Source organism: Lentisalinibacter sediminis, assembly GCF_040706615.1.
Classification (GTDB): domain Bacteria; phylum Pseudomonadota; class Gammaproteobacteria; order Steroidobacterales; family Woeseiaceae; genus Lentisalinibacter; species Lentisalinibacter sediminis.
The window spans coordinates 334485-347190 of record NZ_JAPDRF010000002.1 but is presented as its reverse complement, the minus strand read 5'-3'; the positions used below and the strand labels follow the sequence as shown (position 1 = coordinate 347190).

General features: G+C 68.0%; 11 protein-coding genes. 3 read left to right on the top strand and 8 right to left on the bottom strand.

The annotated features are described in order from the left end of the window. Positions 1-3: 3 nt before the first annotated feature. Positions 4-2172: a tetratricopeptide repeat protein gene (locus tag ACJMKX_RS04460; protein WP_405221618.1), complete on the bottom strand. Its 2169-nt coding sequence runs from the start codon at positions 2170-2172 to the stop codon at positions 4-6. A gap of 188 nt (positions 2173-2360) precedes the next feature. Here ACJMKX_RS04460 and ACJMKX_RS04455 point away from each other — a divergent pair, with 188 nt between their 5' ends. After that, positions 2361-4397: a TonB-dependent receptor plug domain-containing protein gene (locus tag ACJMKX_RS04455; RefSeq protein ID WP_405221615.1), complete on the top strand. Its 2037-nt coding sequence runs from the start codon at positions 2361-2363 to the stop codon at positions 4395-4397. A 4-nt stretch (positions 4398-4401) separates the two neighbouring features. Here the strand turns inward: ACJMKX_RS04455 and ACJMKX_RS04450 are convergent, their stop codons facing one another. Genes ACJMKX_RS04450 through ACJMKX_RS04435 form a run of 4 tightly spaced genes read right to left on the bottom strand, consistent with a single transcriptional unit; the run spans position 4402 to position 8539 of the window. After that, positions 4402-5046, bottom strand: a complete 645-nt coding sequence (locus tag ACJMKX_RS04450) for a nucleotidyl cyclase domain-containing protein (protein WP_405221612.1) — start codon at positions 5044-5046, stop codon at positions 4402-4404. After that, positions 5043-6380 carry an ATP-binding cassette domain-containing protein gene (locus tag ACJMKX_RS04445; protein WP_405221609.1) on the bottom strand — a complete coding sequence of 446 codons (1338 nt, stop codon included), beginning with the start codon at positions 6378-6380 and terminating at the stop codon, positions 5043-5045. Before ACJMKX_RS04445 ends, ACJMKX_RS04450 begins: the two co-directional genes overlap by 4 nt. Continuing rightward, on the bottom strand, positions 6380-7531 hold the full coding sequence (devC, locus tag ACJMKX_RS04440) for an ABC transporter permease DevC (RefSeq protein WP_405221606.1): 1152 nt from the start codon (positions 7529-7531) through the stop codon (positions 6380-6382). The genes ACJMKX_RS04445 and devC overlap by 1 nt, the downstream gene beginning before the upstream one ends. 15 nt (positions 7532-7546) lie before the next feature. Further along, on the bottom strand, positions 7547-8539 hold the full coding sequence (locus ACJMKX_RS04435; protein WP_405221603.1) for an efflux RND transporter periplasmic adaptor subunit: 993 nt from the start codon (positions 8537-8539) through the stop codon (positions 7547-7549). Positions 8540-8753: 214 nt separating this feature from the next. On the opposite strand from ACJMKX_RS04435, the gene ACJMKX_RS04430 reads away from it, so the two are divergent. Continuing rightward, positions 8754-9140, top strand: coding sequence for a DUF3307 domain-containing protein (locus ACJMKX_RS04430; protein ID WP_405221600.1), 387 nt, complete (start codon positions 8754-8756; stop codon positions 9138-9140). Positions 9141-9144: 4 nt separating this feature from the next. On the opposite strand, the gene ACJMKX_RS04425 is transcribed toward ACJMKX_RS04430, so the two are convergent. The 3 genes from ACJMKX_RS04425 to ACJMKX_RS04415 are packed head-to-tail and all read right to left on the bottom strand — an operon-like array spanning position 9145 to position 11982. Continuing rightward, complete coding sequence (locus tag ACJMKX_RS04425) at positions 9145-10848, bottom strand: DUF2207 domain-containing protein (protein WP_405221598.1); 1704 nt, start codon at positions 10846-10848, stop codon at positions 9145-9147. Then, complete coding sequence (locus ACJMKX_RS04420; protein WP_405221595.1) at positions 10848-11402, bottom strand: LemA family protein; 555 nt, start codon at positions 11400-11402, stop codon at positions 10848-10850. The genes ACJMKX_RS04425 and ACJMKX_RS04420 overlap by 1 nt, the downstream gene beginning before the upstream one ends. Before the next feature lie 7 nt (positions 11403-11409). Continuing rightward, complete coding sequence (locus tag ACJMKX_RS04415; RefSeq protein ID WP_405221593.1) at positions 11410-11982, bottom strand: phosphoribosyltransferase; 573 nt, start codon at positions 11980-11982, stop codon at positions 11410-11412. A gap of 97 nt (positions 11983-12079) precedes the next feature. Here ACJMKX_RS04415 and ACJMKX_RS04410 point away from each other — a divergent pair, with 97 nt between their 5' ends. Further along, the gene (locus ACJMKX_RS04410; protein WP_405221590.1) at positions 12080-12661 is read left to right on the top strand and encodes a phosphoribosyltransferase; all 582 of its coding nucleotides are present in this window, start codon (positions 12080-12082) and stop codon (positions 12659-12661) included. Positions 12662-12706: the final 45 nt, after the last annotated feature.

The window sequence follows — 12706 nt, the reverse complement described above, 5'->3', positions numbered from 1 at the left end:
CCGTCATGGCAACCGCTGGCGGGCGTCCTCAACGAGGCGCCCGCCGCTCTCCCAGCGGGAGAGGAACGCGCGGTAGTTCTCGTGAGCGGCGGCCTTGATGTCCAGCGCCTCCTGGGCGCGGCCCTGCCAGTAGGGCATCGTCGCCATGTAGCGATAGGTGGGTATGTCGTCCAGGAAGACCGCGGACGCCTCGCCGCGGCGCTGGTCGGCGACGGTGAACTCGTCCAGCGCCTCCGCGTAGTATTCGCCGGCCAGGTAGGTCTGGCCGAGTTCGAAGTGGATCAGCCACAGATCGGCCAGTTCGATGGCTTCGCGCATGTTGTCCACGGCGGTGACGTAGTCCCCGTCCTCGCGGGCGATCATTCCTTTCAGCATCAGGCCGTAGGCCCGGCTCTGGGGCTGTAGCTGGCTCGCCAGATCGTCCGCGATCTCCGCGGCCCTCTCCAGACGTCCGGTCATCACGTAGATGATGCCGGCGGGCGCGCGCTCGCCGAGGCCGGAGGCCAGCGCGAGGCCTTCCTCCACCGCGGCGACGGCCTCGTCGTACTGACCCTCTGCCAGCCAGGCATGCGCTAGGGCGAGATATTTCCTGGCCGCCGCGCGCGTGTTCTCGTTGGAGACATCGGTCTGGATAGCCTCCGTGAGGATCCGGCGGGCGGAGTCGAAGCGGCCGGTGAAGATGTCGATGTCCGCCAGGCCCAGCTTGGCCAGGGACGGGCCGTGCTCGCTCTTCGAGGCCTCCGCCATTTTGCGGTAGGCCTCCCGCGCCGCTTCCGGCTCGCTCTGAGCCAGCGCGCCGATGGCCAGCGGCAGGTAGGCGGAGCCGTAGTCCGGATTCCGTTCGAGCACCTTCTGCGCTTCCGTTCTCGCCTTCTCGAACTCCCCGGAGTACATTGCATAGAGCGCATAGTTGGTGCGATAGAGTTCGCTGGCGGGGTAGATCTGGAGGATGTGGCTGCCCTGTTGCGCCGCCTTGTCGAATTCCAGCCCGAGGAAGTAGGACACGGCCAGGTTGTTGTGGCCGGCCGCGTCGGCGGGATACTTCTCCACCAGGCGCTCGAAGCTCTCGATGGCCTTGTCAATGTTGCCGGTGACCACCGAATAATAGAGACCCTGTGTGCGCAGCCGCTCGCGCTCGGTCATTGTGTCCATCAGCGACAGGGCCTTCTTCCACAGTTCTTCCGCCTCTTCCTGCCGGCCCAGTTTGAAGGCACTGAGCGCCCAGCCCGAGTAGGCGCGGCCGAAGCGCGGGTCCATTTCGGTCGCCGCCTCGAAGTTCGCGATGGCTTTGTCGTGATCACCCTCGTACGCGAGGTCGATGGCGGTCGTGTACGCCTGCGCCGCCTCGATGGATGCTGCGGTGAATGTCTCGGCCGTGGCCTCCTCTCCGCTCTTCAGGGTGACGTCGCCCAGCGCCTCGCGGATGTCGCCGGACAGTTCGCCTACGGCGGCGAGTACGGCGTCTTTCGCCTTGGCCTCGTGGCTGCTCTCGGAGGCCACCTCGCCGGTCTGCGGGTCGATGGCCTGCAGACTCAGCTCGTAGCCCGAGCCCGCCTGTGCGATGCGGCCGGCCAGGACCAGGTCGATGCCCTGGCGGACCGCGATCAGCCGTGCCACCTGGGCACTGATGCCTTTCGTATCCGGCGAGACCTGCCTGGCCACCGTCTCGGCGGCGTTGCGCAGGTACGCCGTGATATTCGGCGCCGATTCGATGCCGATGTTCAGGGCCTGCTCCAGCAGCCCGTCGAACAGGGGGTCGCCGGTGGCGTTCTCGAAGTCGGCGACCAGCACCGACGTGGGCTCCATTTCGACCGGCTCCGCAGTCGTGGTCCGGGTGATATTGAGGTAGACGGAGAAGATCAGCGCCACCGAGAGGACGCCGATGGCGATGAAGTCGGCCTGGCGTCCGCCGACCAGCGGCTTGGTCGTGGCGTCGACCTCCGATTCGCGTATGACGCCGCGCTCGGTGATCTCGAAGACCCAGGCGAGTACGAGCGCGACCGGGAAGCCGATGAACGTGATGATGACCAGCCAGCGCAGCGCCCAGTCCGGCGCCTCGAAGGTGGGCAGGAGCACGCTGGCCGCTTCGATGAGAATCCAGGAAACACCGACGTAGACGCCGGCAACGCGAAACACGTTTCGCCGGCGCAGTTCCTGTATGAAGTTGCTCATCGCTCCGCCCGCCGTGCCGCCCGAGGCGCAGGGAGTCTAGCATAGCGCTCTGAAGCCCAGTAACGGCCGGTCAGGCTGTATATGCTGGGCGCGACCCTGCGTTCCCGGTTATCCTAGCGCGCTTTGCGCCCGGGGCCGCATTGTGGTCTGCCACCGGCGTATTGCACCAAAACGGGGAAAGTCACGGCATGGTTTTTCGGCTACTTGCGGCGGGTCTCGTGATCGGCCTGATCACTGTTCCCGGCTCGGCGGAGGAAGCCATCGACGAGATACAGGTGACGGCCACCCGGATCCCGACCACGGTGACCGACGTGCCGACCGGCGTCACCCTCATATCTGCCGATCGGATCGCGGCCGAGACCCTGGTGACCGACGCGCTCGGCCAGACCACCGGCGTGTACCTGCAGCAGACCACGCCCGGCCAGGGCGTCGCGATCATCCGCGGCCTTAAGGGTTCCGAAGTACTGCACCTGGTCGACGGCATGCGCCTCAACAATGCGATATTCCGCAACGCTCCCACCCAGTACCTGGCGCTGGTAGCCCCGTCCTGGGTGGAACGCATCGAGGTCGTGAGGGGCTCCGAGGCATCGCTCTATGGCAGCGACGCGATGGGCGGCGTGGTGCAGGTGCTGTCCAGGAAGCCGGTATTCGAGGGCGGCGAGTATCAGCGCCGCGGCCGCCTGGCGCTGGGCGCCGATACGGCGGAACGCGCCCGCTACGTCGCCGCCGACATGGAAGTAGGGACCGAGCGTCTGGGCGTGCTTGCAAGCATCGATTATCGCGACATCGGCGATCGGCGCACCGGCGACGGGGAGCGGATCAGCCCGAGCGGCTTCGAATCGCAGGCGGCCCGCCTCGCCTTCGCCGGCCGGCCTTCGCCCGACGTGGGCTGGTTCGTCGACCTGCAGTACTTGCGCCAGCCGGAGACGCCGCGCGTGGATGAACTGGTCCCCGGCTTCGGGCAGACGGAGCCTTCCTCGGCCGAATTCTATTTCGAACCCAACGAACGCCGGTTCGTCCACATCCAGGGAGAGCGGCGCAACGGACCGTTCGCGACGGACTGGACCCTGGACCTCGGCTGGCAGCGGGTGGTGGACGACCGCAGGAACCGGGAGACCGGCTCCGACCTGCGCCGTTTCGAGGACAACCGCAGCGACCTTTTCGGGGTCACCCTCAACGGCGCGCGCGAGGCGGGCGAGACCAGTTGGACGTACGGGGCCGAGTGGTACTACGACACGGTCGACAGCACGCGGGTGGCGCTGGATCTCGCCAGCGGCGAAACAGAGACGGTGGCCGCCCGCTTCCCCGACGGCTCCACGATGGAGCAGCGTGCGGTGTACGTCCATGCGCTGCGCGATATCGGCGAGCGGCATGGCATCTCCGCCGGACTGCGCTTCAGCTCGGCCCGCATCGAGCTGGCGGAGACTGCGGCCTCTCCGGCGGCGACGCTGACCCCCGACGACATCAGTGGCGATATCGGCTGGGTCTATCGGCTGACCGATCGCTGGAACCTGGTGGCGAACGCGGGCCGGGGCTTCCGCGCGCCGAACATCTTCGACCTCGGCACGCTCGGGCCGCGCCCGGGTAATCGGTTCAACGTCGCGAACACCTCCCTCGGGCCGGAGCAGGTCTATCAGTACGACGCCGGCTTCAAGGGGGCCGGAGAAGGCTGGCAGTTCGAGCTGATGGTCTACCGGCTCGATTATCGGGACCGGATAACCTCGGTCCTCACCGGGGAGACCACCCCGGACGGGCGGGATATCGTCCAGAGCCGGAACCTCGCCGAGGCCGAGATCTGGGGAATCGAGTCCGGCCTGCGTTTCAGCTGGGGCGAGCGGTGGGGGATGGATGCCGTCGTGAACTACACCTATGGCGAGGAACGGGAGCCGGGCAGCGAGGCGGAGCCGGCGGATCGCATCCCGCCGCTGAACGGCCGGGTGGGGCTCAGCTACGAGCCGGACGATCGGCTGGCGCTGGAGTCGTACGTGGAATTCGCTGCCGAACAGGACCGGCTGGCGTCCAGAGATATCCGCGACGTCCGTATAGACCCGGAGGGTACGCCCGGCTGGGCCACGCTCAACTTCGATGCCACCTACCGTGCGGATGAGAACTGGCGGCTCCGGCTGGCCGCGGAGAACGTGTTCGACAAGGCCTACCGGACCCACGGTTCCGGCGTCGATGCGGCGGGCCGCAACCTGTCGCTGAACGTGTACTACGACTGGTAGCCGCTCACCTGCCTGCCGGCACCGCCCGGTAGAACGGGAACAATTGGTCGTCCTGATCCTGCTGCTCGAACGCTACGTCGTCGCGGTGGGCGAGCGCCGCCCGGGCGCGCTCGGTGAGCAGCGTCTCGCCCGCGCGGGCGATGTCCTCGCCCAGCTTCGAGGCCTTGTTCATCTCGTCGCCCTGGGCCAGGTTCGGGCCGATCGCGAAGACGGTCCCGAAGCCGATCCCTGCGCAGCAGCGGGTGGGGTGCCGGGAGGCCAGCGGTGAGGCGTTGAAGAGCTCGACGCGCCGATGTATCTCCAGGGCCGCGTCCAGGGCGGCGTCCGTCGACTCGAACAGCGCGACGATGTCGTCGGCGAAGCAGCGCACCAGCCCCGCGCCGTGTTCCTCCAGCACCGGCAGGCAGACCTTCTGGGCGTCGAAGATGCGCAGCAGGCTCTCGAGCTCTCCCTCGCGTATTGCGCTGGCCGTGAAGCCGGTCATGTCCATGTTCAGGATGGCGCGCTGCCAGTGATATTTCGCGCCGAATTCCGCCGGGCCAATCTCGCCGCGCTGCAGGCGCAGGAAGTCCCGGTAGACCTCCTCGCTCCAGCCCTGGTAGCCGGCGAGCCGCGCCGCGTCCTCCAGCAGATCGTGGGGAAAACTCACGCGTCACCTCCGCGGGCAGGATGTTCCCGGTCGAGCCGGTGCAGTGTTTCCAGGATCACGCCGAGCGACTCGGCCAGCGCCGAGAAGCGCTCTTCGTCGGTGGCGTCGAAAGGCCGGTCGTCGCGCCGGTTCAGCAGCTGGGTGACGGCGAACACCTCGCCGTCGTGGTCGCGCAGCGGCACGCACAGTACGGCACGGGTGCGGAAGCCGGTGCGCCGATCCACCTCCGGGTTGAAGCGTGCGTCGGCGTAGGCGTCGTCGATGCGGATGGTCTCGCCCGAGGCCGCCGCGGCGCCGGCGATGCCCGTGCCCGGCGGTATGCGCACCTCGCCCATCTCCGGCAGATCCTGGGAGACGCGCACGACGAGTTCGCCGGTAGCCCGGTCCACCAGCATGAGCGAAGCCCGTTCGGCATCCAGCAGCCGGGCCACCCGGGCGGTGAAGGCGCGCAGCGCACGCTCGAGCATGCTCTGGAAGGCGGCGTCGTTGGCCAGCCGGGTGGCCTGCAGGAAGTGCTGGGACTCCTGGGTGAGCTCCGCGAGCGACGCGCGGAAGCGGGTCTCGTCCATCTCCTCCACCACGCTCTCCAGGGGCTGTTTCTGCCGGTTCTCCGCCAGCATCTGCATCATGTGCTCGGTGTTGGCGATCACCGCGTCCGTGAAGGTCTGCAGGCGGCCGTCCTCCAGATGCATGATGCGGTCGGCGACGTCCAGGATGCGATTGTCGTGGGTCACCATCAGGATGGTAGTGCCGTGCTCCTTCGCGAGGGTCTGCATGCGTTCGACCACCTCGCGGCCGGACTGCTTGTCCAGCGAGGCGGTGGGCTCGTCGGCGAGCAGCAGCCGCGGCTCCGCACCCAGCGCCCGGGCGATCGCCACCCGCTGGCGCTGGCCGCCGGAGAGTTGCTCGGGCTTCTTATCCCGGTGCTCGGCCATGCCGACGGACTCGAGCATGCCGGCGGCGCGGCGTCGCAGCGCGGCACCCCGCATCCGTCGTGCCATGCGCAGGCCCAGTTCCACGTTCTGCTGCGCCGTGAGCGCGCCGAGGAGGTTGTGCTGCTGGAAGATGAAGCCGATCTGCCGCCGCACGCTTTCCAGCCGGCGCGCTTTCGCGTCGCGGAGTTCCTCGCCGAGTACCCGCACGCTGCCGCTCTGCGCGGAACGCAGTGCTCCCACGATGGTGAGCAGGGTGGTCTTGCCGGAGCCGGACGGGCCGGTGACGATGACGATCTCGCCGGCCGGTATCTCGGTGTTGATGCCGAACAGGATCTGTTTCCTGAGTGCGCCCCTGCCGTAGCTGTGATCCAGTTCGGCCACCGTGATCGGCGCGTCCATCAGAACACTTCCGCCGGATCGAGCCGGCGTACCTTGCGCACCGCCAGCAGTGCAGAGATGGAACACATGGCCAGCGTCATCAGGAACACGTTCAGGGTGCGTTCCCAGGTGATGTAGATCGGCAGATTGGTGGCGCCGGCAGCCGTGCCGTAGAGCCAGTGGACGATGGCGAGTCCGGGCAGGAAACCGAGCACGGCCAGTATTACCGATTGCTGCAGCACGATGCCGGAGACGAAACGGTTGGAGTAGCCGATGGCCCGCAGCGTCGCGTACTCGTTCAGGTGCTCGGAGACGTCGGCGAAGAGAATCTGGTACACGATGATGGCGCCCACGACGAAGCCCATGATGGCGCCGAAAGCGAATATGTAGCCGATCGGTGTGGCGGAGCCCCAGTAGGCGGTCTCCCTGTCGATGAAATCCTGCTTGGTCATGACCAGCACGTCCCCCGGCAGGTAGGCGCGCAGCCGGTCGCGTGCCGCGTCCGGGTCGGCACCGTCCACCAGGCGGATCAGTCCCAGCTGGATGTCGTTTCTCGGGCGTTCCGGGAACAGGCGCAGCCAGTTGTCGTCGCTCATGATGATGGTGCCGTCGATGCCGAAACTGGTGCCCATCTCGAACACGCCTGCGACGTCGACCCGGCGGTCGTTCACTTCGGTGGTGAGCGTGCCCCGCTCGGCCAGCGCTGCCGCCACCGGGCCGAATTCGGGCCGTGCCAGCGCGTCGAAGATGACCGTATCCTGGCGGGTGAGCAGAGGCAGGTTCTCGCTGAAGCCCGGAGTCCTGAGCACGTCTTTCTCCGGGTCGATGCCGACGGCATTGATACTGCGCCGGTCGGCGCCCCACGGGCTCTTCCAGACCGCCGGGAATATGTAGACCGGGGTGACGTCGGCCACGGCCTCCAGCGCCAGCGCCTGATAGAGGCGGCGTATCGAGAAGGGCTGCGGGCGCACGATGAAGACGCTGTCGGGACTGAACAGGGCCACGTCGTAGTCGAAGCGCTCCTGGAAGCGCACGGCACTCTCGAACAGCGCCGAGCGGAATCCCAGCTGCATCATGATCAGCAGTACGGCGAAACTGATGCCGGCGATGGCCACCAGCAGCCGCACGGGGCGGTGGCGTAACTGCAGCCAGCCGATGGGTGCCCTGCTCATCCCTGCCGCCGCCCGTCAGGGCTGGAAGATCACTTCGACCTGGAGGTGGGTCAGACCGGCAGCCGGCGCGGACTCGTCCAGAGCCACCTCGACCTCGACGATGCGGGCATCCTTGCGGGCCGCCGGGTCCGTATGCGTTTCGTCCTGCTTCTGCACCTTGGGCCGGATACGCTCGATCCGGCCGCCGAGCGGGCGTGGCAGCGCGGCGCTGGTCACGGTGGCCTTCTGGCCGGGGCGCAGGCGTGCGACATCGGTCTCGTAGACCTCGGCGATGGCGTACATCCGGTCAACCTGACCGAGCTCCAGGATGCCCTGCATGCCCACCACCATGCCCACCAGTTCGCCCGGGCGCGCATTGATGGCGAGTACGCGGCCGTCCGTCGGCGCATGGATATGGGAGCGGCGCAGTTCGATGTGGTGACGCGCCAGGCGCGCCTCGGTCACGGCGACGGCCGATTCCGCCACCGTCGCATGGCTGCGGGCTGCGGTGCAATCGGCGGAGTAGGCCTCGGCGTCGCCGCGGGCGCGGTCCGTCTCTTCCTCGGAGGCCAGGTTCTGGTCGCGCAGCCGGGTCAGACGTGCCGCCTCGCGCCCGGCTACACCCGCCCGCACGCAGGTGGCGTCGGCGATGCTGGCGGCGGCCTGCGCTTCCTGCTGCGCCAGCGCGAACTCGGCCTCGGTCTGTGCGATCTCTGCCTCGTGCAGGACGGCCGTGTCGGATACCGCGAGCAACTGTCCCCGTTCCACGTCGTCGCCGACCTCGACCAGCAGCTCGGCGAGTATGGTGCCGGATATCGCTTCCGGCTCCGAGGGAGCGGACACCGTGATGATGCCGTGCTTCGGTTCCAGCCGGCCGAGCGCGGAGACGGCCGCCGGCGGCGCCGGGTCGGCTCGCGGCGCGTCCTCCTCGATCGATGCCGCCGGCTCGACGCAACCGGCCAGCAGTATCCCGACCGCCAGCGTAGCGGCAAGCACGGGCCGACTCGATTCCCGACAGGCCTGGAACATGCTGGACTCCCCCTCTTCCCGGCCGGGCTCCTCGTGGGGCCGGCAGGTTGTTGTTCTTGTATATGGGACGATTGCCCCCCCCCGCTGCAAAATATAGCACGGGCGCCGTTGGTGCATGCCGCCCGCCCCGCCGGACGCTATACTGCCGGCCGGGGGCCTGGCCGATCCGTTCCGCGGCCGTATTCCAGTGCCGGGACAGCATCCGGGAGAGCACATGTTTACCGCCGATCAACTCGTCGCGCACGCGGTCGGCGATTACATCCTGCAGAGCGACTGGATGGTGCGGGAGAAGACCCGCCGCTCACTCGCCGCTCTGGTGCATTGCCTGTTCTACGTGCTGCCGTTTCTGTTCATCACGCAGAATCCCTGGACGCTGGCGGTGATCGCGGGCAGCCACTTCGTGCTGGACCGCTGGCACGTGGCGCGCTACGTCGCCTGGCTGAAGAACCGGCCCTGGCCGGGCTCGCGGCCGTGGGCGGAGTGCTCGCAGACCGGGTTCCCCCCGGAGACCCCGCCCTGGATGGCCGGCTGGCTGCTGATCATCATCGACAACACCCTGCACGTCCTGATCAACGGTCTGGCCATCCACTACATCGGCTGAGGAGCTACCAGCCGCCGCCCCCGCCGCCGCCTCCACCGCCGCCGGAGGAACCGCCGCCGCCGCTGCCCGAGGAAGAACCCGGCGGCGTGGCTGCCGAGGCAATCGCCGAGTTCAGCGAGCTGCCGACGGCCCGGCTCATCTTCACCGGGTTGCCGGCGTCCCAGCGCCCGGCGTACCAGCGCGGGTGCCAGTCGCTGCCGGTCTCGCTGCGCAGCCGGTCGAAGACATCCGCGAACTGCTCGGCCCAGGGCTGCTCCACCTCCAGCGCGAGGGCGAAGGGCAGGTAGGCTTCGAACAGTTCCGGCGTTCGCTCCGGCGGATTCCTCAGGTTCAGCTCGTCCTTCTCCGCCACCTCCAGATAGAGGCGGAAGCCTTCCACCTTGTCGAGCAGCCTGCGCCCGTGCGGCGTCGGCGCCTTCAGGAGCCAGGCGAACAGCAGGACGCCGGCGCCGCCGGCCGCGAGTGCGACGACGGCGAACAGGGTAAGCCGGTCGGCGATCGCAGCGCCGATACCGGCACCCACCAGCAGCACGATCGCGGGCAGCAGCAAGCCGCTGTTGCTGACGAAATAGCGCTGGTAGTAGTCCCGCTTCAACGCCTTCTCGTGGGCCTTCATGGCGCCGCCGACGATGCTGTGGTACTGGTTGTCCAGCGCCATCCGGTTGGCGCTGGCGAACAGGTGTGACAGCACGGCGGATTCGCCCGGGGCCAGGGAGCCGTCGTCGGTCTTCGCCGTGCGGTCAAGCGCGTAGTCGCCGTCGTCCTCCTCGATGGTGACGAAGCCCTTCACCGCCAGGTTGAGCACGGCCGCGGTGAAGGTGCGTTTGTCGTAGCCCATCTCCGCCACGTAGCGGAGCGAGGCCGGCGAATAGCCTTCAGGCGGCTCGTAGTGCGGGAAGATCACCCCGGGTTCCGGGTCGATGCCGGTGCGCCGCCAGGCGGTCAGCAGGTAGAACAGGGAGCCGGCGGCGCCCGAGAGGGCGATCAGCAGGCCCAGGTTCTGCGACAGCAGGAAGCGCAGGTCGTCCGCCGGGGAGGGTTCGGCCACATGGCCCTTCGGCCAGGAGACGACGATGGTCAGCCCCTCGCCGGGACCGAGCACGCGGGTGCTGCGGAAGAGCGCGTTGCCGCGGAAATCCACGCCCGCCTCATAGGCCTGTCCGGTTGCGCCGAGAGGCCCCGTATAGGCTTCCACCGCGATCGCGGCCGCATCAACGCTCTCGGGCAGACGCACGGTGGCCGCGGCCTCGTCGATGGGGAAGGCCCACTGGTTGCCGGTGACGTTCCAGTACAGCTCGTCGTGGTCGTCGAAGTAGCCGAGCACCCGGTCCACCGTGTAGGTGATCTCGTAGACGTGCCGGCCGGGCAGCACCAGCTCGTCTGCGGAGCCGACGTAAAGACGTACTCCGTTGCCGCGCCGCTCGGTATGGTGCGGCTCGGCCGATCCGTTCCGCCGCACGGAGCGGAACTCGGGCACGATGCGGATGCGGTTGCCGGCTTCGTCCTCGTAATCGGTGGGGAGGTCCCGGTAGATGCCCCGGCGGATGCGGTCGCCTTCGGCGGTGACCTCGATGGTCTCCGTGACGGTGATGGGGCCGGACGCCGGTACGTCGATCTCCGCGTGGTAGCGGTGGATGCGCTCTTGCGCGGCGGCAACCGTTGCCACCAGCGCCAGTGCGGCCAGCGCGGCCCTTCCCGCCCGCAGCATCAGGCGCCCAGCTTCACGGCCGGCGCGGCTTCGGTGCCGGCCTCCGCGTCGAAGTATTCGGCCTCCCGGAAGCCAAGGCTGCGGGCCACGATCAGGTCCGGGAACGACTGGATGCGCGTGTTCAGGTCGCGCACCGCGCCGTTGTAGAAACGGCGGGCGTACTGCAGCTTGTCCTCGGTGTCGACCAGCTGCTCCTGCAGGTCGAGGAAATTGCGGTTCGCCTTCAGGTCCGGGTAGCTCTCGGCCACGGCCAGCAGCCGGTCGATGCCGCGGGCGAGTTCGTCCTCGAGGCGGGCTTTCGCCGCCGGCCGGTCCGTCTCCTCGCTGCGGCGGCGCAGCTCCGTCACCGCCGTCATGGTGGCCCGCTCGTAGTCGGCGTAGGCCTTCACCGCCTCCACGAGCCGTGGGATCAGGTCGTGGCGGCGTTGCAGCTGTACGTCGATGTCACTCCAGCCGGCCCGGGTGCGGTTACGGTCGCGGACGAGGCGGTTGAAGATGAGGACGGCCCAGACGGCGAGGCCGAGCAGCGCAAGGATGGCCAGCGTCTCCGCCACCGGCGTGTCAGGCGTCCGCGGGGCCGCGAGCCGAAGCCAGCAGTTCGTGGAGGGCCGGGTTTTTCGCCTGCAGCTCGTCCGCGTCCAGACCCAGCACCTCGTGGGGGAAGACCAGCCATTCGTCGGTCTCGTGGTTCCAGTAGTCGGGCGTCATGCTGGTGCGGTTGCGCGCGGGCTTGAACCAGGGAACAGCGATACGCACGTCGCCGGGCATATTGGCCCGGGTCTTGCGCTTCAGCTCCTCCATCACGGCGGCGATGCTCTTGCCGCTGTCGAACACGTCGTCGACGATCAGCAGCCGGTCATCGTGGCAGATCTTGTCCACGATGTAGTCGAGGCCCAGTACCTTCACGACAGCGTCCTGCTGGTCGATCCCCCGGTAGGAAGAGGTACGGATGGCGATGTGATCCGAGTCCACGCCGAAATAGTAGAGCAGCTCCTGCACGGCCATGCCCACCGGGGTCCCGCCCCGCCAGATGGCCATGATCATGGTCGGCCGGAAGCCGCTCTCGAGGATCCTGGCTCCGAGCAGAAACGATTCTTCCAGCAGTCGCTGGGCCGAAATGTAGATTTTCTCCATCCTGTCCTTCGGAGCGTACGGCGGGCGACTCAACCTCTATAATGTGGAATCCCAGACCGCCGATGTTAACGTTTTTACCCGGGGGCATCGACACGCCATGGAACGCCGCTTCATCGCCGCCAACGACCTGCTGCTGGATTCCTTCCGGCTCGCCGTCGATATTCACGACGCCGGATTCCGCCCCGACTTCCTGGTGGGCCTATGGCGCGGCGGCACGGCCGTCGGCATCGCGGTGCAGGAGGGCCTGGAGTACCTGGGCGTGGAGACGGATCACATCGCGGTGCGTACCTCCTATACCGGGCCGGACTCCTACCACAAGCGCGACCCGGCGGTGGCAGGCATACGGGTGCACGCGCTGCAGTATCTCGTGGACCGCCTCGAGGCGGAGCACCGCCTGCTGATCGTGGACGACGTCTACTCGACGGGCGCAAGCGTGCAGGCGGTCATCGCCGAGCTGACCCGCAAGACGCGCCGTAATCTGCCCCAGGACATCCGCACGGCGACGGTCTGGTATCGGCCGACAGAGCGCACTGTCGCGCCGCCCGACTTCTTCATCCACGAGACGGCCGACTGGCTGGTGCTGCCCTACGAGCTGCAGGGGCTGAGCCGCGAGGAGATCCGGGCCAACAAGCCGGCGGCGGCCCGCCTGATCGAGGATCTGGCGGAGAAGCTGGCGTAAAAGACAGGGCCGGCCGGAAGCCGGCGTGCCTGCTGCGAATGGCCG